Below are 22,159 nucleotides of genomic sequence, written 5' to 3' on the forward strand. Positions count from 1 at the left end.
CTCGTATGTATCATGCTTAATTATCTCTCTTTATAAAAATTATATACGCCTACGCTTTATCTATACAACATGGATACATCGAATTACTTATAGTAATCACATGCCCACATTATGGTTCGATGGTGTGGGTTTGGGTTAAGTATTCAGACAGGTTGGGCGTGAATCTATAGTGGGATAGTTTGCGAAACACAACACAGAGTAATAACCAGTACATTTTTGTCGACGGATCAACATAACATACAGGATGTAAGTCATACGCGGTATTGTAAGGGTTGTACTGCGTCAAGTGAAAGTTCAAACCTGTAGAGTTGGGAACTACAGCGTTTGAATGGCAGCAATGGTTCAGACCCAAAGAGCTTATAGCGCACCTGTAGCTCAAAAGTCCTTTCCCCCTTTGCTATCACTTTTTTCGATTCAGGGCTCCTCGGAGCCCCTTTTTTTTATCCAAATTCTGCCCCTATTGCAGCCTTTCTGCAATAGGTTTGATTGACCCTCATAGATTAATTATCGAGAGTGATTGTAATCGCTAAAAGTCGAAGAACGGTGGCGATAAGTGGGTCTATTCTGCGGCTCTACCACATTAAATCATCAGGGACGACAAAATCGGCGTAAGGATCTTCTTCATCATGGGCTTGTTTATCTTCTTCTGGTAGAGGAATAATACTGTTCTCATCACGTTGCCAAATTTTCTCAGCGACGATATTAGGAATGATGGCGTAGCTCTCTTCATAACGAGCAATCGCGAGATGACCTTTACTGAGTTGATCGCGAGTCTGGTTATCAACGTAGAGTTTTTTGACTAAGGTTCCATCGGTAAAGTGATATTGAATATCGCCGTTATTGTGCGGCAATTTATTCATTTCAATTAACTGTTTCACTTGAGCGCGAATTTCTTTGGTCAGCAATTGTTCTTTTTGCTGTTTATTTAACGCCTTATCACGTTCTATTTGCTCTTGTTTATTTGCCTCAACGGCGGCTTTTACTTCTCGCGCTTGTACGCGTGATTTCTTCGAACTTTTTTGGGCTTTTTTAAGTTTTTTTTCATTCACAAGGCCCGCTTTGAGCATTTGCTCTTGTAGAGATAGTCGTGTCATGGTTAGTCCAATACAATCAGGTAGTGTTTCGATACGAATTGAAGGCGGCAGTTCAGTACTACATTATGCACTTTAAGCCGATGAGGCTTTTCTTAACGAGCGCTGGTTATTTGCGATAGCTGAGGCGTTCAATTCGTTACTATTAATCAATAACGGCTAAGTGTACCGACTCGTGTTGAGCAAATAAAGCCACAAATCTATTCAAGCGAGTAGAAGTACAAGGCCACCAATTTTTGCTGCTGCAGAAAGGTATTTTCCCGCTGTATAGGCTTTATTCGTTGGTTCTGTGGTTTGATCAGGATGTCCCATTCCTAGCGCACCATAAGTAAAGGCTTTTGCTGTACCCGATTTGGGTTGTGTCTCAGGTTGTTGCTCTTGATGCTCCGAGTCATTGAACTGTTGCAAAGCCGCAAGCAGCGCTTTGCCTTCTTCGGATAGGGTGACTTTATTCGGTTCTGCTTTGGCTGGAAGATCATGAGCATTATCGGTAGTGATTGGCATGACAGAGGAAGCCGTCCCGTTGGCGGAATAGGTCTGTGGAGCACCAGAGGTAACAGGATTCATTCTATTCTCCTTAATCAACAGCAACGCAGTTTGTCGATCTCCGATTTTATATCGGTTAACTTGTGTCCTTACGACGTTAACCTTTAGTTTATGGTACATAAGCAAGTGCTACTTATGTACCATGGCACGCTGTCGATAGCGTGAAATCGTGTCGATAATATCCATATCGGCCAAGCGCAAAAAAACTTGTGCGTTTTTTGCACACTTGGCGAATGTTGATTAATAAGCAAACAGTATGCCTGTTAAATTAATTGGTCGATATTTTAATCACAACTGAGATCTGTGTTGCGATTTTTGAGTCTTTCAATCGCTTGCCATTGGTGAGCCGGTTGTAGATAACGAATCGGCATGGGTAGGACGAGTAACTGAAAATCGCTTGATTGTTCAGTAAGTTGACTGGTTGGGGTGATGATCGCGATGCTTAAATTAGGGTTACGTTGATGAATCGCCGCCGCAGTACCTAATCCTTGCTGAATATGGAAAGCGCCGGCAATGTGTAGCACTTGTTGTTGTGGGTGAGCGGCAAGATAATCGACAATACTTTCCGCCATGGTCTCATCCCAAGTCATTTGGGCGGCAAATTGTTGTTCATGTTGGGTCGGTGTACCATGATGCATTGAGGCCATAAAATGAGCTTTGTAAGGGGAGTCACTGAGGTTAATCTCTTTTGCGACCCAATGACGTTGTTCTGTAGGTAGCTTATCTAAATATTCAATGCCTTGTTGACCAATACAACGAACCATATTTTTTGGCGCATTGGCGGCAATAATGGGTCTTTGATGATGTTTCGCTAATTCAACAAGTGGACGATAATCACTGGCATAGTTTGGCCAAGCGTTACTTTGCTCGATAAGGTATTGTTCACCAATCTCGCCTTGTAAATATTGATCCAGATAAGGTTGGCTATCTCGAGAAAATTGCTCCATAGAAAGGACGATGGGGTGGTGGTGCTCAATCAAAGACCGTAGTAAATCGGCTTGAAACTTATGGATAGCACTGTGGGTATGCCATTCTCCGACTAAGATCACGTCTGCTTGTTTCACCGCATCGGAAAGATTGGACAATGCTAGCCACTCCCCTTGAGGCGAAGCCAGTTGATAGTCGTAAAAGTCACTGATTTGACGAGAGTTCGAAGCGCTACAGCCGATGAGCCATATCGATAGTGCAAGGGTGATAAAAATACGCATAAAGCCTCCAATAATGAGTCAGCAGTCTACTGGAGGCTAAGTTAATTATCAATGTAGTGATAATTATTATCAATTAAACCTTTTGATAAACTCGAATCATAAAATCAGCCTCACATTCAAACTGGGGCGTTAATGGCAGATCGTGGCGTAGTTGGTCACTCGCACGCCAAGCAAAAGGCGTCATTTGTAGCAGATCAAACGCCTCTGGCCCAGAAAGGGGCATAGTATAGTGCAATTGCTGTTGATGTTTTAACTCAAAACCATCGATGATTTCTGCTGTTTCATCATGCAGTTGCACTTGCGGATAGATCAACGCTTTGAGCTGATAAAGGTGGCGAGCAGCAGGGGTGACGGTTATGACTACGCCATTATCGTCAAGAACGCGCTGCAGCTCTTGTGTTTTACAAGGCGCGTAGATACGCACGATAGCATTTAAGGATTGATCGGCAAACGGTAAGCGATGGCTGGAGGCGACAACAAAGTCCACTTGTGGGTAACGTTTAGCAGCAAAACGAATCGCTGTTTTTGAGATATCTAGGCCATAGGCATTGGCTTGTGGATGTTGTTCAAGTAACGCACTAGCAATATATTGGGTGTAATAACCTTCACCACAGCCAATATCGAGTAATTGGTGGTTGGTATTGACTAAGTAACGAGTGCACAGAGTGCTCACTGCGCTGCGCATTGGGTGATAATGAGCTCCATCGAGAAAGCGTCGTCTTGCCTGCATCATTGCTTTGTTGTCACCAGGATCTTTGGATCGTTTATGCTGCACTGGCATCAAATTGACATAGCCTTCTTTAGCTTGATCAAACTGATGATGATTCGCACAGTGATAGCTGCGTTGATGAAGAGTTAGCGAGTGGTGGCACAAGGGGCATTGATAAGTCATAACGCTCTCGAAGAGAAAATCAAGTCGGCAAGTTTAGCGATATTTATTCGAAATAAAAAGGGCGTTACTATCGCCCTAATCAAGATTAAGCGGTAATCCGTGTACTTAGACAGTGAGTTTCACCCGGTTGTAAGACCTTACCTGCAGTAAGACTCGGTGCATGCCAAGTTGATTCGACACAAAGCATGGTCAGATAACCATCGTCTTGCATATCTCCCATCGATTGAGCTCCTTGTGCCCAAGGATTCCAAAGCACAGCAGAGTTATGCCCTTGATTGTCTACCACTAGAGTACGCTGACGTTGATGATCCTGCACTTGAATGTGAGATTGCGGCTTCGTATAAACCCGGTCAATGCTGTCGCGCAGGGTTAGTGTTTCCTCTCCTTGGCACCACTGATCGTTTTGCAGACTATCAATATAATCACTGCCCATTCCGGTAATGGTTGTCTCCCGTACATCAGCCACATTTAAGTAACTGTGCAGAGCCCCTGAAAAGGCCCATGCCTTTTGGTCGGTATTCGTAATGGTTAAACGCACGGTTAAGCTATCAGAGATTTCGATAGACAGACGAAGTTGGAATTCATGCGGCCATACTGAGCGAGTTTGCTGGTTACTGTCGAGACCAAGGACGACGATCACCCCTTGCTCGTTTTCCCTATGTTCGATGAGTTGCCATTGACTTGAGCGAGCAAAGCCATGAGCTGGAGTCGCTAAGCGGCCAAACCACGGCCAGCAAATGGGTATTCCGCCACGTAGTGCCGTTTTGCCATCAAAAATTGCTTTTTTGCTCATCCAGAGTAGGTCATCTTGACCGGTAGGTCGAAAAGACACGACATGACCACCGTGCAGCGCAATACCGGCTACCGCTTTATCATGAATAACGCGGACGATTTTTACATTATCCTGTTCAACAATCGTGACGCAGTCAGAAAGTACCGTTAGGCTAGGAAGTGGTAGTAAATCCATAAAGATAAGCTCCTGATGTTTGGATATTAAGACATTCAGCACTTAATATCGATGGTAAAGGGCGAACAAGATCTCGTGAATAGAAAAGACGAAAAAGGCGACACTGTGGCCGCCTTTTAGCTAATTTTGTTGCTCAACGAATGACTTCGCTAATCACGACATTACTTAGAAATGTGAGCGATTAGGTCTAGAACTTTGTTTGAGTAACCGATTTCGTTGTCGTACCAAGATACAACTTTAACGAAGTTATCAGTAAGAGCGATACCAGCTTTAGCATCGAATACAGACGTTTGTACTTCACCGATGAAGTCTTGAGATACAACAGCATCTTCAGTGTAGCCTAGTACGCCTTTTAGTTCGCCTTCAGAAGCTTCTTTCATTGCTGAACAGATTTCAGCGTAAGAAGCGCCTTTCTCTAGGTTAACGGTTAGGTCAACAACAGAAACGTTAGCGGTTGGTACGCGGAAAGCCATACCAGTTAGTTTGCCGTTTAGTTCTGGAAGAACAACGCCTACTGCTTTAGCGGCACCAGTTGAAGATGGGATGATGTTTTGAGAAGCACCACGGCCACCGCGCCAGTCTTTTGCAGAAGGACCATCAACGGTTTTTTGAGTCGCTGTAGTCGCGTGAACAGTTGTCATTAGACCAGACACGATACCAAACTTGTCGTTCAGTACTTTAGCGATAGGCGCTAGACAGTTAGTCGTACAAGAAGCGTTAGAAACGATGTCTTGACCAGCGTAGCTGCTATGGTTAACGCCCATTACAAACATTGGGGTTTTGTCTTTTGAAGGACCAGTTAGAACTACTTTCTTCGCACCAGCAGTGATGTGCTTACGTGCAGTCGCGTCGTCTAGGAATAGACCAGTGGCTTCTGCAACAACGTCAACACCGATTGCGTCCCATTTTAGATCTTCTGGGTTGCGTTCAGCAGTAACGCGAACGGTTTTACCGTTAACGATTAGGTTGCCATCTTTTACTTCAACTGTACCGTTGAAACGGCCATGAGTTGAGTCATATTTCAACATGTAAGCCATGTATTCAACGTCGATAAGATCGTTGATACCTACAACTTCGATGTCGTTGCGTTCTTGTGCTGCACGGAATACAAAACGGCCGATACGGCCAAAACCGTTAATACCTACTTTGATAGTCATTATAGTTGCTCCACAACTTAATTTCTGATTAAAGATAACTGGTAGTAAAATTACAGAATCCAGTAAATGTCTGCAACAGATAATCGGACTTAACTTGTTTAAAGTCAAAAAAAAGCATCGTTTTTTTTAACAATCAGTTGCAAGTGGTTAATATTTAGACTTGATGCTGCTTTTTATCCCTACCAATTGACGTAGAATAGTCAGTCTAGCTTCGGGTGTTATAGGTGAAATACCACTCGAATTTCGGAAAGAAAGTATGTGCTACAAAGCGTAAAATAGGCAAGTTTTTCAGATAAAAAAGCACAGCGTTGAGTGAAACCAAGAGGAATAAGAATGGCGATCAATGATTCCAGCAAAAAAAACATCAAGCCTGATGATTACTGGCGTGAAACCCTAAGTGAAGAGGCCTATTATGTCTGTCGTCAGCAGGGAACCGAGGCGCCTTTCAGTGGTCAGTTACTGCATAACAAACAAACGGGAATTTATCACTGCACGTGCTGTGAAGCAGCACTATTTAGTTCTCAGAACAAGTATGATTCAGGTTGCGGCTGGCCTAGCTTTGATGCGCCTTTAACCACAGAATCAATTCGCTATTTAGAGGATCGCAGTCACGGAATGACGCGTACTGAAATTCGTTGTGCGCAATGTGATAGTCATTTAGGGCATGTTTTCCCCGATGGTCCACCGACGACGGGGGAGCGCTTCTGCGTTAATTCTGTGTCGTTAAATTTCACCAAAAAGCCGCAATAATGGGTGAAAATTCGTCATTGATGGTTGAAATATTACAATGTTAGCGTTCATTAAAAACCGGGACGTTATGACGAGAGAACTCACCCCGGCGAATCGTTCGTGCCAACTGATTGGCTTGATTATCTAATTGTCGAAATTGTTCTGCGTTAAAGGGATAAAGCAGCGCCATTTCGGCAGGAGAGGCGACGGGGACATCAAATTGCTTACCTACCATTGCCCATAAGTAGGCCAGTTCTTGATGGCCAAGCGCCTGATGGGTACTAGCCAGTGACTGAAAAATCTCAGTGTTGATCGCTCTTGGTGAGCTGAGCTCTAAAGCTCGAGTCAGCAATTGAATGGTTTTTTCTCGATCGCGCGAAATGTAGAAGGTTGCAAGCGCGTATTGCATCTCGGCCGTGTCTAATTCTGGTGAGCCTTCCATACGAAGAAATTCTCGGCGAGCAATATTATCACCCGTTTGACTCCATAAAAAATACAATGCATGGGGAGTGCGCATCTGTCGAAGATCTTTGGTTAATCTATCGAGTTCTTCCCCTGAATGTACCAAAGCATTGAAGCGATTTTGTGTCAGTAGTGGGTCATTAAGGACTTGAATTTGTGAGGCTAACTCTAAACATTGGCGATAGAGCCGAACGAGTCGATACTCTTCTAACTTATTATCGACGGTCGGGTTCTTGAGTACCTCAAAACGGTGCCAGATTAAATCAGTCCGCGGTAAGCGACATTGACCATCGTTTAAATTGAGTTTTTCACACTGTAGGCCTGGGTTATCGTTACACAGTTTATCGGTATTATTGCGATTCTCTAGGCAACCGCTCAATAACACGGTCATCAAAAGTAGTATGCTAATTTTTATCCCATTCATTATCATCACTTGTGATCCAATACGCTTATTTATTTGGCTGGTGTTGACTCGCTACGCTAGGTCGCTATTGTTGTGGTGCTAGTTATGCTCAGTCATTTCGTCATCAAGGATAAAATAATGGATACCCATCAGTTAGTTGATGCTATCACCCCGGAAGCCTACCAGCGTCTGCTGTTTGCCGTTGAAACCGGTAAGTGGCCAGAAGGTACACCACTTTCTCAATCGCAGCGAGATTCTTGTATGCAAGCTGTGATGTTGTATCAATCTCGGCATAATGTAGAAGCTGACCATATGAGTATAGGCGTTGGTGGTGAAATGGTCTTAAAATCGAAACGAGAATTGAAAAAACGTTTCCAAGATGGGCAAGAAGATATTGTTCGCGTCAATCCAAACCAAGAATAAAAACGGTCTTTATTGTTTGTTCCCTTGCTCGTTGCGGACATAGCATTGACCTCCTGTTCGGAGGCCAATGCCTGCTCATAATGAGGGAGTATAAAATCAGTTTATAAACTCATCTCTCCACGGAGCACCTGTTGCATTTTGTGCTTAATTTCTTGATAAGATAAATTTTGACTGAGTAGATAATGCAGTTTGGCTAGAGCGGCCTCTGGGGTCATATCATAACCGCTGATCACTCCTGCCTCGGCGAGCGCACAGCCTGTCGCATATCCTCCCATGTTCACCTTTCCGGCCAAACATTGGGTTAAGTTGACAACAATCACGCCGCGTTCAGAGGCCTCTTTTAAGTGCGCCAACAACTGTGGATTTTGTGGTGCATTACCGACGCCAAAGGTCAAAAGAATCATTGCATTGACAGGTTGCAGTAACGTATTGCGGATCACTTCGTGTGAAATGCCCGGATACATAGTGATCACACCGATTGGTTGCGGTGTAATGTTATGTACACGAAATGCGCCTTCCGGTTTTGCCCCCACCGTCACTTCTTTACTAATTTGAATATTGATTCCAGCTTCCAGTAGGGGAGGTAAATTGGGGGACGTAAAGGCGCTAAAACCATCGGCATGCGATTTGGTACTTCGGTTGCCACGCATCAACTGATTGTTGAAAAATAGGGTTACTTCATTAATCGGATAATTGGCCGCAAGATGCAGCGAATTGAGTAAGTTGGCTTGCCCATCAGAGCGCAGTTCGGCAAGAGGGATTTGTGAACCAGTAACGATCACTGGTTTGCCTAAGTTCTCTAACATAAATGACAGTGCTGATGCGGTATAAGCCATGGTATCCGTACCATGCAAAATCACAAAGCCATCATAGTTGTCATAATTATCACGAATATCATCGGCAATAAATTGCCAATCTTCAGGGGTCATATCGGAAGAATCAATCAGAGGGTCATATTCATGAATGGTGAACTTTGGCATCTCATCACGATGGAACTCTGGCATGGCAGCCAGCTGCTTTTCCATAAATCCAGCCACGGGGACATAGCCGTGATCCGACTTTTTCATACCAATGGTACCGCCTGTGTAGGCAATATAAATATGCTTTCTAGTCATAGAGGCAACGCTTATTGTAGGGAACAGAGCCAAAATTATAGCGAAAACCACTACAATAAAAAGGGGCGCTTGTTGCAAAGCGCCCCTTATTTTATGGTTTGATGTTTTTGCGCAAGAAAGAGGCGGTTAACTCCTGTTCTCTTTCGCGTTTACAGGTGCTAGTTATTCTATTTGGCAAGGCAAACAAAATGCATAATATCCTTTAGGATCATTAAATTGATTTAATAAATTAGCATCTTGGAATAGTTGCTGAGTGGTTGGTTGTAACGCATTTGGAATGAGACCGGAAAGATTAACCCCTAGCTGAGCATGCGCTTCGCTAAACAGACCTTTGATAAAACGTTGTGCTGGAGTGAGTGGCTCTTGTATCCAATATAAGTTGTAGTGTTCTAATTGGGCGAGATTCGCCGCAATTTGCACCGCATCATCAAAGTCACCCAAGGTATCGACTAAACCTGCTTGTTGAGCGTCTTTTGCTGTCCAGACGTGGCCTTGAGCTATCTTATCGACCTCTTCTAGTGATAAGCCACGTTGTTCACTGACTAAAGAGATAAACCGTTGATAGCCGTTTTCGATGCCCATTTGAATAGCGTCTTTGACTTTTTCATTCAATCCAGTCGTTACCCCTACACCAGAGAATGGTGATGTACCAACACCATCAGTATAAATACCAAGATGGTTAAGCCCTTTTTCAAAGGTGGTAATGACACTAAAAATGCCGATTGAGCCGGTTAAGGTGGTTGGCTGAGCAACAATATGGTCAGCGCTCATCGAAATCCAATAACCACCAGAAGCCGCCAGACTGGACATTGATGCCACGACGGGTTTACCTGCGGCTTTAAGCGCTTCAATTTCGTTACGGATCACTTCTGAGGCAAACGCGCTGCCTCCAGGGCTATCGACACGTAATATCACCGCTTTGACTTGATCATTATTGCGCGCTTGGCGCAGTAAGCTGGCCACGGTATCCCCACCAACATTACCGCGTGATTGTTTACCATCCATGATCGCGCCACTGGCGACGACAACGGCGATCTCTTTTGCTTGAGGTCGAGTTCGTGGTTTCACTGTTGGACGATATTGATCGTAACTGATCGCGTTATAGCTGTCTTCGCCATGACGACCAAAGACTTCGGCCAATTGCGCGCGAACTTGTTGACGGGTTGCTAATTCATCCACTAAACCAATATTGAGCGATAGTTCGGCAAGATTTCCAGACGCCTGTTTCATGAGTGCTAAAAACTCGTCCATCGTCGGATTTAGGGTTTGAGCGTCAATATGGCGATTGGTCGCAACATCATCGATATAAGCGCCCCACAATTGACTCAACCATTGAGAGGCAGATTCACGAGCTTGTTCTGACATATCATCACGAATGAAAGGCTCAACGGCCGATTTGTAAGTACCGACTCGAAATACGTGCGTATTAACATTTAATTTGTCTAACAAACTTTTGTAGTAGAGGTTATAGCTACTGTAACCGCGAAGCAGCACAGCGCCATCGGGAGCAAGATAAATTTTGTCGGCGTAGCTGGCTAAATAGTATTGGCTTTGATTATAAAAATCACCCACGGCATAAACCGGTTTACCAGAAGCTTTAAATTCATTAATGGCTTTCGCAATATAACGCAGCTTAGTGAGATTGGTCTCTGGCATGTCACGTAACGCTAAGACTAAGCCAGTGATGTTATCGTCGTTTTTAGCATGACGCAGTGTTTCAACAATCTCAAATAGGACATTTTCTCGAGGTATTTCTCGTCCGAAGAGAGAGTCTGTTAAAGAATCCATTGGGTTAAGGGAGGTGCTTTGCTCGACAATTGGGCCAGATAGATTGACGACTAAGGCGGATGGTTGTTTAACCACTGGAGCGGATGAATCAGCACTTAGATAGAGAAAATAGATAACGGCAATACTGAGTAGAAAGAAAAGGTTGGTTATGGCGAGACGAATAAACGTAATAACTTTCCAAATCCCTTTAAAAATCAGCCCAATAAATCGAAATAGTGGTTTCATTGTATCTCCGATGCAATGCAGGACGGCGTGTCGATAATTATTCCTATCATCCTACGTGATCTCAGAAAGGCAAACAACTGCAAGATTGATCGGTGTTACAAACTTGTAAACACTTGTTTGATTTTTATTATTGGCAGGATTATTCTGGTCGGACCATAAAGATAACAAAAAGTGATGTCACCATGTACCCACACCTATTACAGCCTTTAGATTTAGGATTTACTCAACTGCGTAATCGCGTATTAATGGGATCAATGCATACTGGACTTGAAGAACATAAAGAAGGGCTAAGTAAGTTGGCTGCTTTTTATGAAGAGCGAGCGAAAGGTGGCGTTGGCTTAATCGTCACCGGCGGTTTTTCGCCAAACTTACGTGGTCGACTGCATCCATTTAGTGCTGAGTTTAGCAAGACTAAGCATGCCAAAGCGCACCAAGTGGTGACTGAAGCGGTGCATCGCCATGGTGGCAAGATTGCGCTGCAGCTACTGCATGCTGGACGCTATGCGATGCATCCGTTCGCACAAAGTGCCTCGGCGATTAAAGCGCCGATTGCGAAATTTACCCCAAGTGAAATGAGTGTTAGACAGATACGTAATACTATTCAAGCCTTTGCTCATAGTGCTGAGTTAGCTCAGTTAGCGGGTTACGATGGGGTTGAAATCATGGGATCTGAAGGCTACCTCATTAACCAGTTTATTTGTAAACGAACGAACGTTCGTTACGATGATTGGGGCGGTAGCTATGAAAATCGCATGCGTTTTCCTCTTGAAGTCGTACGTGCGATACGCGAAGCGGTCGGTAAAGAATTCATCATTATTTTCCGTCTATCGATGCTCGATTTGGTTGAAGAAGGCAGTACCTTTGAAGAGGTCTTACAGCTCGCTAAGGGATTAGAAAAAGCGGGAGTGACCATCATTAATACCGGAATTGGTTGGCATGAAGCGCGGATCCCGACTATTGCTACGCAAGTACCCCGTGCGGCGTTCAGTTGGGTGACGGAAAAAATCAAATCGCATCTTACGGTGCCTGTGGTGACATGTAACCGGATCAATACGCCCGAACAAGCCGAAAAAATTCTGGCTAGTGGCCAAGCCGATATGGTGTCAATGGCGCGTCCTTTCTTGGCTGACCCTGATTTTGTGCGTAAAGCTGAGCAAAATAAAGCGGCACTGATCAATACCTGTATTGGTTGTAACCAAGCCTGTTTAGATAATATTTTTCAGGCCAAGCGAGCCACTTGTATGGTGAACCCTCGCGCTTGTTATGAAACCGAAATTCGCATCCAACCGGCAACTCATAAGAAAAAAGTTGCAGTAGTTGGTGCAGGCCCCGCGGGCCTTGCTTGTGCAACGACATTGGCCGAGCGGGGACATGAGGTCGATCTCTTTGAGCGTAACGATAGGATTGGTGGGCAATTTAGGCTCGCGATGCAAATTCCAGGCAAAGAGGAGTTTCGCGAGACGATTCGTTATTTTGCCAATCGTATTGATGAAACTGGGGTGAAATTGCATTTAGATCGCAATGTAACCTTTGATATGCTCGCTGATTACGATGATATCGTGATGGCTTCGGGCGTTGAGCCTAGAAGCATTCAATTAGAGGGCATTGATCATCCTGAAAAAGTCATTGATTACCAAACCTTGATTCGCGAAAAGACCCCAGTCGGAGAAAAAGTGGCGATTATTGGTGCTGGTGGTATTGGTATTGATGTAGCGACAATGATAACCGAGCCTACGGATCACGATTTAGATGACTGGTTACATGAGTGGGGAATTGATAAAGAGATTGCCCATCCAGGCGGGTTATACCCATACCCCGATGCGGTTAGTGATAAGCAAGTTTGGCTGTTGCAGCGTCGTAAAGGACGTGTAGGTAAAGGGCCAGGTAAAACAACAGGTTGGATCCACAAACGTACGTTAGAAAAACGTGGTGTCAATATGTTAGGTGGTATTGGCTACGAGAAAATAGACGCACAGGGGCTACATATCACGATGGATGGGCAACAAAAACTGTTGGACGCGGACACCGTTATTGTTTGTGCAGGTCAAGAGTCGGTTCGACCTTTTGCCGAACAGTGGGCAAGCTTGGGTGATAAACTGCATGTGATTGGCGGAGCCGATGTTGCTGGAGAGCTTGACGCGGTACGTGCGATTCGCCAAGGCGTTGAATTGGCAGTGAAATTGTAAGCGAACTGTCAATGGCTTAAATATGAAAACGTAAGGGGCTGATGAAGGCCCCTTACTTTATCGATTGAAATCCAGCGACTTAGGCTGGTGGATTATAAAATGACGGTTTTATTACCATAAACAAACACGTGATCATTAATCACTTTGTTGATGGCTTTGCTGAGCACATTTTTCTCCACATCACGTCCCGCTTGGGCCATGTCTTGCGCACTGAAGGTATGATCAACCGGAATCACATCTTGTTTGATGATGGGCCCTTCATCAAGATCGTTGGTGACAAAGTGTGCGGTTGCGCCAATGATTTTAACCCCACGCTCGTAAGCTTGTTGATAAGGTTTTGCACCGATGAAAGCCGGTAAAAAACTATGGTGGATATTGATGATTTTATGATGAAATTTTTCCACAAAACCGGGCGTGAGTACCCGCATATATTTAGCTAACACAACAAAATCGACGTGATAAGGTTCAATCACTTCGAGAATTTTCTGTTCATGTTCTTGACGATTAAGTCCTTCATGAGAGACATAATGATAAGGAATATCAAATTTTTCAGTTAGGCCTTGTAGAGTATCGTAATTGCCGACAACGGCAGCGATGTCTACTTCTAAGCTACCATCGTAAGTCTTCATTAAAATATCGCCAAGACAATGTGCTTCTTTGGTCACCATAATAATAATTCGTTTACGAGCGGAACCCATCAGTTTGCGTTTGGTACCAGACGGTAGAGCTTGATCAAGATCAGCGAGAAATGTGGTGTCATTAAAATACCCTTCTAACTCGGTGCGCATAAAAAAATGACCGCTGGTATTATCGACAAATTCATTGTTATGAATGATGTTAAGTTGATGTTTATAACAAATATTAGTGATTTTTGAGATCAATCCTGGGGCATCACTGCAATGCGTCAGGAGGGTTTTTTTTTCCATTGATAACTTCCGTGAGTATTTTTCTCGGTCTGTAAAATAAATCAAGGCTGCAAGAACGGTGATGCAGACCACACTGTAGCGACTATAATTAATCTATTATCAATAAGGATTCAACAACTATCACGGCTAGACACTAACGGCTTCCTCTTTCAGTCTTTTGCTGAGTACCATTTAAGGTGGTGTGTATGGACAAAGAACTACTTGCACGTAAATTATACGTAGAGCGTGTGCATGCTCTGATGGGTGAAAATCCAATTGATGAAGCGTTATTGGACGCGATGTGGGAAAGTAAAGCTTCCCCTGTGGATGCCGCAAAAGCCCATGATGCCGACAGCCAGTAATGGTTACGACGCTCCTCCTTGGTTAGCCCGTTATCTCAATCGCAAATAAAACGTTTTTCTAGTGACACGATCAGCGCGAAGCGGATTTCGATTCGCGCTGTCGCAACAAACCTGCCATAATCGCTGCATTCCTCATCGTCATTATTGCTGTCATGATCGCTAAAACCTTTTCTCAACATGGGGCTTTGGGCAAAGCCATTCCTGGTTTTCAAGGGCGTCAAGCTCAAGTTGATATGGCGTTAGCTGTTGCTAAAGCGATCGAGAATCAATCACAATTAGTGGTTGAAGCGGGCACGGGAACGGGTAAAACTTTTGCCTATTTGGTTCCAGCATTATTGAGTGGCAAAAAAGTCATCATCAGTACGGGATCAAAAAACTTACAAGAGCAGCTATTTCACCGTGATTTGCCCCTAATGGTCGAGGCTTTGGGGTTTTATGGTCAAGTGGCGCTTCTGAAAGGGCGCGCTAACTATCTTTGCTTGGATAGGCTGAGCCGCCAAATGGTTGAAAGCCATCACGCGCAAAGCGATCCGACTTTATTAACCCAATTGGTTAAAGTACGCAGTTGGTCATCATCGACCAAAAGCGGCGATCTCGGTGAATGTGATGAGTTAGCCGAAGACAGTCTGATTATTCCAACCATCACCTCAACGAATGATAACTGCTTAGGCAAAGAGTGTTTAAGTTATCAAGACTGCTTTGTCTCAAAAGCGCGGCGTAAAGCAATGGAAGCGGATATCGTGGTCGTTAACCACCATCTTTTCTTAGCGGATCTTGCCATCAAAGAGACCGGATTTGGTGAGCTTATCCCTGAAGCTGAGGTGTTTATTTTTGACGAGGCGCACCAGTTACCTGATATTGCAAGCCAATATTTTGGTCAATCGGTTTCAAGCCGACAGATTCAAGATTTAGCCAAAGATATTGAAATTGGTTATCGCACCGAAGCGAAGGATATGCGCCAATTGCAAAAAGTTGGCGATAAACTCCAGCAAACGGCGATGGATTTGCGCGTATTATTGGGGGACTCTGGTTTTCGGGGTAACTGGCGAGAGGCGCTGGCGGTGGCTAGCATTGCTCAGCAAGTGGAGCGATTGCAAGAGAGTTTAACTTTTGCTATCGACGTGTTAAAGCTTGCCCTTGGTCGAAGTCAGTTGCTTGATACCGCTTTTGAGCGCGCGAATACCTTAAAAGCACGTATTGTTCGGGTCTGTGATGTTTCGATTACTGGATACTCCTATTGGTTTGATACCACGCCACGGCATTTTAGTTTACACATTACGCCATTATCGATAGCCGACAAGTTTCAAGAGCAAATTAATCTTAAATCCGGTGCGTGGATTTTTACTTCGGCAACGTTAGCCGTGAATGAAGATTTTGCACACTTCACCCATCGTTTAGGGCTAAAACCCAGTGAGCAATTTTCCTTACCTAGTCCTTTTGATTATCAGCAGCAAGCGAAACTGTGCGTGCCGCGTTACTTGCCAGAACCCAATAGCGCAGGGTTAGCGGATACGTTGGTCGAAATGCTCGCCCCGGTGATTGAACAAAACCAAGGACGCTGCTTTTTTTTGTGTACCTCCCATACTATGATGCGCGAGTTGGGTGAGCGATTTCGTGAGCATTTGAGCCTTCCGGTACTGTTACAAGGGGAAACCAGTAAACAGAAAACCCTCGCACAATTTATGGAACTTGGTAATGCGCTTTTAGTCGCAACAGGAGCTTTTTGGGAGGGGATTGATGTTAGAGGCGATACCCTAAGCTGTGTTATTATTGATAAACTACCGTTTACTTCCCCGGATGATCCGCTGTTAAAAGCGCGTATCGAGGATTGTCGTTTGCGCGGTGGCGATCCTTTTGCTCAGGTCCAATTACCTGATGCTGTCATTACTCTTAAACAGGGAGTAGGACGACTCATTCGAGATCAGAAAGACAAAGGCGTATTGATTATCTGTGATAATCGTTTAGTTACCCGTGATTATGGCGGCGTATTTTTAGCCAGTTTGCCTCCGATACCACGAACACGTGATTTGGCGGTGGTAAAAGACTTTCTGCTATCTCTTTCTGTAACAGACACTAATTAGAGACATTCATGAGTGCAACCATTCTTGCTTTAGATACCGCAACCGAGGCGTGCTCGGTTGCTTTGATGGTCGGAGATAAACTTTACTCACGCAGTGAAGTGGCACCTCGAGATCACACCAAAAAAATTCTGCCGATGGTCGATGAAGTACTTAAAGAAGCGGGCATCACATTGCACGAGTTAGATGCACTGGCGTTTGGTCGTGGCCCAGGGAGTTTCACCGGAGTGCGGATTGGCATCGGAATTGCACAAGGCTTAGCTTTTGGTGCTGATTTGCCGATGATTGGTATTTCGACCTTAGCTGCGATGGCTCAGGCTGCGTATCGAGAGCAGGGAGCCACTCACGTTGCTTGTGCGATTGATGCGCGAATGAGTGAGGTCTATTGGGGGCGTTTTGTCCGCCAAGCTGACGGCAGTTGGTCTGAGCTTGACGCTGAGTGTGTCATTGCTCCGTCCCTATTATTAGAACACATGGCTGCTCGATCTGAGGATGAACATTGCTGGACGATGGCAGGAACCGGTTGGCAAGCTTATGCCGAAACCCTCGCGACTTTGCCATTGCGTACAGCACAAAGCGAGGTGTTGTATCCTCAAGCGCAAGATATGGTGGTATTGGCACAACAGGCATGGAAAAAAGGTCAGCATGTGCCTGTAGAGCAAGCCACACCGTGTTATTTAAGGGATACGGTGGCATGGAAAAAGCTACCAGGAAGAGAATAACCACTATTCTTTATTAGAATAACGTCAATTCGATGACTCAAGGAGAAGACGCGTTGCTTCTCCTGCCCGTGAAGGTAGATAAGGAGCATTATGGTCGCAATTAATGGTTCAATCAATGGCTTGCCGCCAGGACGAATTACCAATACTCAACGGGCGTCAAAAGCGAAGAAAAACCAAGTCTCTCATTCTTCATCTTCGGGGGCTTCAACCAGCAAAGTCGCCGAGGCGGTTGCTCATTCAATACGCCAGATAGATTCTGCTGATCTTCACCGCGCGCAACTGCATTATGATTTACCCGAAGGACGAGCGCGTAAGGCAATGGAAGAATATTTAGATATTATGAATCATGCTAAGAAAGAGGAACTTACACAAATGCTCGGTGTCGATCTGTATATCTAATTAAGGGGCTTTCTATGTTATCCAACCGTTGGTTATTCTTACCTGCTTGTACTTTACTTAGCTTATTGACGGCGTGTTCGTCACTCCCCCCTACGCTAGCGACTGATAACGATGCGCTGATCACCGATTATCATCAGTGGCTGGCTCAACCCAGCGATACCGTTAATGAGGTACGTTTAGGCGGTGTTATCGCTCAGGTAACAAATTTGGTCGATAGAACTCGTATTGAAGTGGTCAATTTACCGATAGATAAGGCTGGTAAGCCTCTATTAACGGATGAGCCTCAAGGTCGTTTTATTGGCTATATTGATGGTTTTGTCGACCCGATTGCTTATGGTCAAGGTCGACTAGTGACTTTTATTGGCACCACAGCTCAACCAGAAACGGGCACCGTAGGTGAGTTTGAGTATACGTTTCCAGTGATGAAGGTACGAGGCTCTCATTTATGGCGAGTGGAAGAGCGCGTCGTTATTGATGACATTACGCCTTATGTCTTCCCATGTCGGAGTTTCTATTGCCGTCACGTTGAGGACTTTCCGCGTAGTGGCCGAGTGATCCAAGAAGTGAAGTGATGCTCCGCAGCGAAACTTTTACTATTGCTCATGGTGAAATTGCTGGGTTAACGGTAGGTGACGTACGGCAATCTGACTACAGTGTGCTTTTTTTACATGGCTGGTTAGACAATGCCGCCAGCTTTATTCGTGTTATTTCATTTCTCCAGCAGCTTGCTCCTGAAGGGCATTTTTGTGCCATTGATTTGCCTGGGCATGGTTTGTCAAGCCATAAACCTGCGGCGAATTATTACTCCTTTCATGATTATATCGATGATGTTTATCAAGTGTTGCACAATCTTTCGCCAAACAGACTGGTGCTAGTAGGGCATTCGCTTGGTGCTTTAATCGCAAGTTGCTATAGTGCCGCCTTTCCTGAACAAGTCGCAGGATTAGTGCAAATTGAAGGTTTTTTACCCTTAGCGGAAGATCCGGTGGATAGTGTCCAACGATTACGTCAAGGGGTGTTGAGTCGGCAACGAGTGAGGCGCAAGCCCACCCGCTATTACTATAGCGTCGAGGAAGCGATTGAGCATCGTGCTCGGGTGAATCAACTGCCTGCTGAATTGATTGAACCAGTGGTGAGACGAGGTCTTCATCACGTGGGCACTCAGTGGCAGTGGCGTCATGATAATAAGTTATTGTGCGATTCATTGTATCGGCAAACTCCGCAACACGCTCAAGCGGTGATGAACAATATTATCTGTCCACATCATGTTATTTTAGGAGATCAAGGATTTGCTTCATTGCAAACGGATCTGACTCATTATATTGGGCAGAATGGTCAATCATCGATCATTGCTGGTGGACATCATTGTCATCTTCAACAACCTTTACAGGTCGCAGAACTAATTCTTGGCTTAGTTAACAAAATTTAAACAAGTGTTTGAGTCTTTCGTGCTCAAGCGCTCTGGCTGTGCTGTAATAGTGATCATTTTTATAACAAAGATAATCTTGATTATGCCAGCCTATTACGAGGAGTATTACTGTGGATAAACCTTGGCTCTCACGTTATCCCACTGACGTACCAGAAACGATTAATCCCGATCAATATTTATCATTGGTCGAAATGTTCGAACAATCTGTCCATAAATACGCTGACCAACCCGCATTCATGAATATGGGGTCGGTAATGACTTTTCGTAAGTTGGAAGAGCGCAGTCGAGCATTTGCCGCTTATTTACAAAATGAGCTAAAGCTTAAAAAGGGCGATAGAGTAGCGCTGATGATGCCAAATCTATTGCAATATCCCGTGGCTTTATTTGGCGTATTACGAGCGGGGATGATCGCGGTTAATGTCAACCCGTTATATACCCCGCGTGAATTAGAGCATCAATTAAATGATGCCGATGCTCGTGCGATCGTGATTGTCTCCAATTTTGCGAATACGCTAGAGCAAATAGTCGCGAACACTCAAGTTAAGCATGTCATCTTGACCAGTCTTGGGCAAATGTTACCTCGCGCCAAAGGGACCTTGGTTGATTTTGTGGTCAAGTATGTCAAAGGTATGGTTCCTAAATATGATTTACCGGGAGCCATATCAATGCGTAAAGCGCTGCATAAGGGCCGTCGTTTACAATACGTTAAGCCTTTTATGTCCGGTGAAGACATTGCGTTTCTACAGTATACCGGTGGGACAACGGGGGTAGCGAAAGGCGCGATTTTGACTCATCGCAACATGGTCGCTAACGTATTGCAAGCCAAGGGCGCATATGGTCCGGTTTTACGTGAAGGACGTGAGTTAGTGGTAACGGCATTGCCGCTTTATCACGTGTTTGCACTCACGGTAAACTGTCTACTGTTTATCGAAATGGGAGGGCGTAATCTACTGATCACCAACCCACGTGATATCCCCGGCTTTATCAAAGAGCTACAAAAATACCCATTCACGGCGATTACTGGTGTCAACACGCTGTTTAATGCGTTGGTCAATAATGAAGATTTTCATGAACTGGATTTTAGTCATCTCCAATTGTCGGTTGGCGGTGGTATGGCCGTACAACGCGCAGTGGCTGAAAAATGGAAAAAGATCACCGGTATCCATTTACTCGAAGGTTATGGTTTAACGGAATGTTCACCTTTGGTCACTGGTAACCCTTATGACTTGTCCGATTACTCTGGCGCGATTGGTTTACCCGTGCCTTCGACTGAAGTTCGTATGGTTGATGATGAAGGGAACGTCGTTGCCAATGATCAAACCGGCGAACTTCAAGTGCGTGGCCCACAGGTGATGCATGGCTATTGGCAGCGACCTGAAGCCACCAAAGAAGTGATTAATGAAGATGGCTGGTTGTCGACAGGGGATATTGTGCGCTTTGATGAAGAGGGCATGATCTACATCGTTGACCGTAAAAAAGACATGATTCTTGTGTCTGGATTTAACGTCTATCCGAATGAAATAGAAGATGTTGTTGCACTGCATGGCAAAGTGCTAGAAGTGGCGGCGATTGGTCAAGCCCATGAAGTGTCTGGTGAAGTCGTTAAAATTTATGTGGTTAAACGCGACCCAAGTTTAACGAAAGAAGAAATTATTACTCACTGTCGTAAGCACTTGACGGGTTATAAAATTCCTAAACTGATTGAGTTCAGAGAAGAGCTGCCTAAGACTAACGTCGGTAAGATTTTACGTCGCGTACTACGCGAAGAAAACGATGCGCAATTGGCAGAAAAGTCGAAATGTGCTTAAGTGCGCAATAGCGTTTTAATGTTACAATGCCGACCATTCTCGTCGGCATTTTTTTATCTTAGCGCCCCCAAATCAACACAGGTAGAGTGAGCCATTTGTGAATTATACAATCATTAATCAACAGCATGAATTACAGCGAGTGTGTGCACTTGCCCGTCAAGCAGACGTTGTCATGCTCGACACTGAATTCGTCCGTACTCGGACTTTCTTTCCGCAATTAGGCTTAATCCAATTATTTGATGGGGAGACGCTGTCGCTGATCGATCCGTTGGCGATGGAGGATATGACGCCATTTATTGAGCTGCTGCAAGATGTTTCCGTTTTAAAAGTGTTGCATGCCTGCGGAGAAGATCTGGAAGTGTTCCACAACAGTTTGGGTTGTGTGCCATTTCCGATGGTGGATACTCAATTGATGGCGGCCTTTATTGGTTATGGCTTATCAACCGGCTTTGCTGCTTTGGCGAATGATTTACTCAATGTTGAGCTAGATAAAAGCGAGTCTCGCACCGATTGGCTTGCTCGGCCTTTGTCTGAAAAACAACTAGAGTATGCCGCCGCGGATGTTTTTTATTTACTGCCGATGTATGAACAGCTACTCGATAAAGTCACGCAAGCTGGCTGGTGGGATGCGGTTTTACAAGAGTCACAACTGCAAGTTGAAAAACGAACTCGAGTTTTTGATGCACAATTCGCTTACCTTGAGATCAAAGGTGCTTGGCAATTAAAGCCTAAAGAGTTAGCCATTTTAAAACCGCTTGCCACTTGGCGTTATCAACAGGCGGTTAAACGTGATTTAGCTTTGAATTTTGTGATCCGTGAACATGATTTACTGACTATTGCCCGTTTAGCGCTGAGTTCGCCAAAGCGAATGGAAGAAGAGGGGATCGATCCACATGTGATTCGTCGTCACAGTGATGCGATAGCAACGATCGTTAAACAAGCTAAACAGACGCCTGTAGAGAATTACCCTGCGGCGATCGTGCCGTTAATGGATTACCCTGGCTATAAGCAGCTATTCAAAAAACTCAAAGATGAAGTCAAAGTGGTATCGCAAACCTCGGGTTTAGCCAGTGAGTTTTTGGCATCAAAAAAACAGTTAAATCAGTTAGTGAGCTGGGTTTGGAACCAGCAACGTGAACCGGATCACCTGCCAGACTTAATGCAAAATTGGCGTTTACCTTTACTCGGTGAGCGACTCAATAAGCTGATCGGATAACATTTATCGGCCACTAAGTGGCAGTCGACAGTAGTCATCCCAACCTTT

20 protein-coding genes and 1 pseudogene are annotated in these 22,159 nt (G+C 44.7%); 11 read left to right on the plus strand and 10 right to left on the minus strand.

Features of this window, described 5'->3' with window-relative positions:
- Positions 1-572 precede the first annotated feature (572 nt).
- The 6 genes from FKN93_RS01845 to gap all read right to left on the minus strand — a co-directional run bounded on the left by FKN93_RS01845 (position 573) and on the right by gap (position 5,861).
- Positions 573-1,094, minus strand: a complete 522-nt coding sequence (locus FKN93_RS01845) for a DUF2058 domain-containing protein (RefSeq protein WP_158138733.1) — start codon at positions 1,092-1,094, stop codon at positions 573-575.
- A 201-nt stretch (positions 1,095-1,295) separates the two neighbouring features.
- A complete protein-coding gene (locus tag FKN93_RS01850; protein ID WP_154170550.1) occupies positions 1,296-1,658 on the minus strand; it encodes a hypothetical protein in 363 nt (120 codons plus the stop codon).
- Positions 1,659-1,921: 263 nt separating this feature from the next.
- On the minus strand, positions 1,922-2,845 hold the full coding sequence (locus FKN93_RS01855) for a ChaN family lipoprotein (protein WP_170904332.1): 924 nt from the start codon (positions 2,843-2,845) through the stop codon (positions 1,922-1,924).
- A gap of 73 nt (positions 2,846-2,918) precedes the next feature.
- Positions 2,919-3,737 (minus strand): 23S rRNA (guanine(745)-N(1))-methyltransferase, encoded by an 819-nt coding sequence (gene rlmA / locus FKN93_RS01860; protein WP_154170554.1) that lies wholly within the window; start codon positions 3,735-3,737, stop codon positions 2,919-2,921.
- An 85-nt stretch (positions 3,738-3,822) separates the two neighbouring features.
- Positions 3,823-4,704 (minus strand): D-hexose-6-phosphate mutarotase, encoded by an 882-nt coding sequence (locus FKN93_RS01865; RefSeq protein ID WP_004394855.1) that lies wholly within the window; start codon positions 4,702-4,704, stop codon positions 3,823-3,825.
- 161 nt (positions 4,705-4,865) lie between these two features.
- Positions 4,866-5,861: a type I glyceraldehyde-3-phosphate dehydrogenase gene (gap, locus tag FKN93_RS01870; RefSeq protein WP_154170558.1), complete on the minus strand. Its 996-nt coding sequence runs from the start codon at positions 5,859-5,861 to the stop codon at positions 4,866-4,868.
- Positions 5,862-6,194: 333 nt separating this feature from the next.
- Here gap and msrB point away from each other — a divergent pair, with 333 nt between their 5' ends.
- Positions 6,195-6,611 carry a peptide-methionine (R)-S-oxide reductase MsrB gene (msrB, locus tag FKN93_RS01875; RefSeq protein WP_154170560.1) on the plus strand — a complete coding sequence of 139 codons (417 nt, stop codon included), beginning with the start codon at positions 6,195-6,197 and terminating at the stop codon, positions 6,609-6,611.
- 40 nt (positions 6,612-6,651) lie between these two features.
- Here the strand turns inward: msrB and FKN93_RS01880 are convergent, their stop codons facing one another.
- Positions 6,652-7,476, minus strand: coding sequence for a DUF2989 domain-containing protein (locus tag FKN93_RS01880; RefSeq protein ID WP_170904333.1), 825 nt, complete (start codon positions 7,474-7,476; stop codon positions 6,652-6,654).
- A 117-nt stretch (positions 7,477-7,593) separates the two neighbouring features.
- Here FKN93_RS01880 and FKN93_RS01885 point away from each other — a divergent pair, with 117 nt between their 5' ends.
- The gene (locus FKN93_RS01885) at positions 7,594-7,878 is read left to right on the plus strand and encodes a YeaC family protein (RefSeq protein ID WP_004394858.1); all 285 of its coding nucleotides are present in this window, start codon (positions 7,594-7,596) and stop codon (positions 7,876-7,878) included.
- Positions 7,879-7,979: 101 nt separating this feature from the next.
- Here FKN93_RS01885 and ansA read toward each other — a convergent pair whose 3' ends face one another.
- Both ansA and sppA read right to left on the minus strand, forming a co-directional pair.
- The gene (gene ansA, locus FKN93_RS01890) at positions 7,980-8,993 is read right to left on the minus strand and encodes an asparaginase (RefSeq protein ID WP_154170562.1); all 1,014 of its coding nucleotides are present in this window, start codon (positions 8,991-8,993) and stop codon (positions 7,980-7,982) included.
- A 162-nt stretch (positions 8,994-9,155) separates the two neighbouring features.
- Complete coding sequence (sppA, locus tag FKN93_RS01895; protein ID WP_170904334.1) at positions 9,156-11,006, minus strand: signal peptide peptidase SppA; 1,851 nt, start codon at positions 11,004-11,006, stop codon at positions 9,156-9,158.
- Positions 11,007-11,188: 182 nt separating this feature from the next.
- On the opposite strand from sppA, the gene FKN93_RS01900 reads away from it, so the two are divergent.
- Positions 11,189-13,192, plus strand: coding sequence for an NADPH-dependent 2,4-dienoyl-CoA reductase (locus tag FKN93_RS01900; RefSeq protein ID WP_170904335.1), 2,004 nt, complete (start codon positions 11,189-11,191; stop codon positions 13,190-13,192).
- A gap of 92 nt (positions 13,193-13,284) precedes the next feature.
- Here FKN93_RS01900 and purU read toward each other — a convergent pair whose 3' ends face one another.
- A complete protein-coding gene (gene purU, locus FKN93_RS01905) occupies positions 13,285-14,118 on the minus strand; it encodes a formyltetrahydrofolate deformylase (RefSeq protein WP_115152654.1) in 834 nt (277 codons plus the stop codon).
- A gap of 185 nt (positions 14,119-14,303) precedes the next feature.
- Between purU and FKN93_RS01910 the strand changes: the two are divergent.
- From FKN93_RS01910 to rnd, 8 genes and pseudogenes are all read left to right on the plus strand, one after another.
- Positions 14,304-14,508, plus strand: a pseudogene (locus FKN93_RS01910) (hypothetical protein).
- Positions 14,509-14,611: 103 nt separating this feature from the next.
- Entirely contained in the window at positions 14,612-16,540 is a 1,929-nt protein-coding gene (locus tag FKN93_RS01915) for an ATP-dependent DNA helicase (RefSeq protein ID WP_170904336.1), read from the plus strand.
- An 8-nt stretch (positions 16,541-16,548) separates the two neighbouring features.
- Complete coding sequence (tsaB, locus tag FKN93_RS01920; protein WP_170904337.1) at positions 16,549-17,259, plus strand: tRNA (adenosine(37)-N6)-threonylcarbamoyltransferase complex dimerization subunit type 1 TsaB; 711 nt, start codon at positions 16,549-16,551, stop codon at positions 17,257-17,259.
- A gap of 90 nt (positions 17,260-17,349) precedes the next feature.
- Entirely contained in the window at positions 17,350-17,658 is a 309-nt protein-coding gene (locus FKN93_RS01925; protein WP_170904338.1) for a chromosome partitioning protein ParA, read from the plus strand.
- A 14-nt stretch (positions 17,659-17,672) separates the two neighbouring features.
- Positions 17,673-18,230 (plus strand): Slp family lipoprotein, encoded by a 558-nt coding sequence (locus FKN93_RS01930; RefSeq protein WP_158144845.1) that lies wholly within the window; start codon positions 17,673-17,675, stop codon positions 18,228-18,230.
- Positions 18,230-19,087 (plus strand): alpha/beta hydrolase, encoded by an 858-nt coding sequence (locus FKN93_RS01935; RefSeq protein WP_170904339.1) that lies wholly within the window; start codon positions 18,230-18,232, stop codon positions 19,085-19,087. Before FKN93_RS01930 ends, FKN93_RS01935 begins: the two co-directional genes overlap by 1 nt.
- A 110-nt stretch (positions 19,088-19,197) precedes the next feature.
- On the plus strand, positions 19,198-20,895 hold the full coding sequence (gene fadD / locus FKN93_RS01940) for a long-chain-fatty-acid--CoA ligase FadD (RefSeq protein WP_154170578.1): 1,698 nt from the start codon (positions 19,198-19,200) through the stop codon (positions 20,893-20,895).
- A gap of 97 nt (positions 20,896-20,992) precedes the next feature.
- Positions 20,993-22,111: a ribonuclease D gene (gene rnd / locus FKN93_RS01945; protein ID WP_154170580.1), complete on the plus strand. Its 1,119-nt coding sequence runs from the start codon at positions 20,993-20,995 to the stop codon at positions 22,109-22,111.
- Positions 22,112-22,159 lie beyond the last annotated feature (48 nt).

Origin of the sequence: Vibrio sp. A8-1, from assembly GCF_013048685.1 — a bacterium.
GTDB lineage: Bacteria > Pseudomonadota > Gammaproteobacteria > Enterobacterales > Vibrionaceae > Vibrio > Vibrio metschnikovii.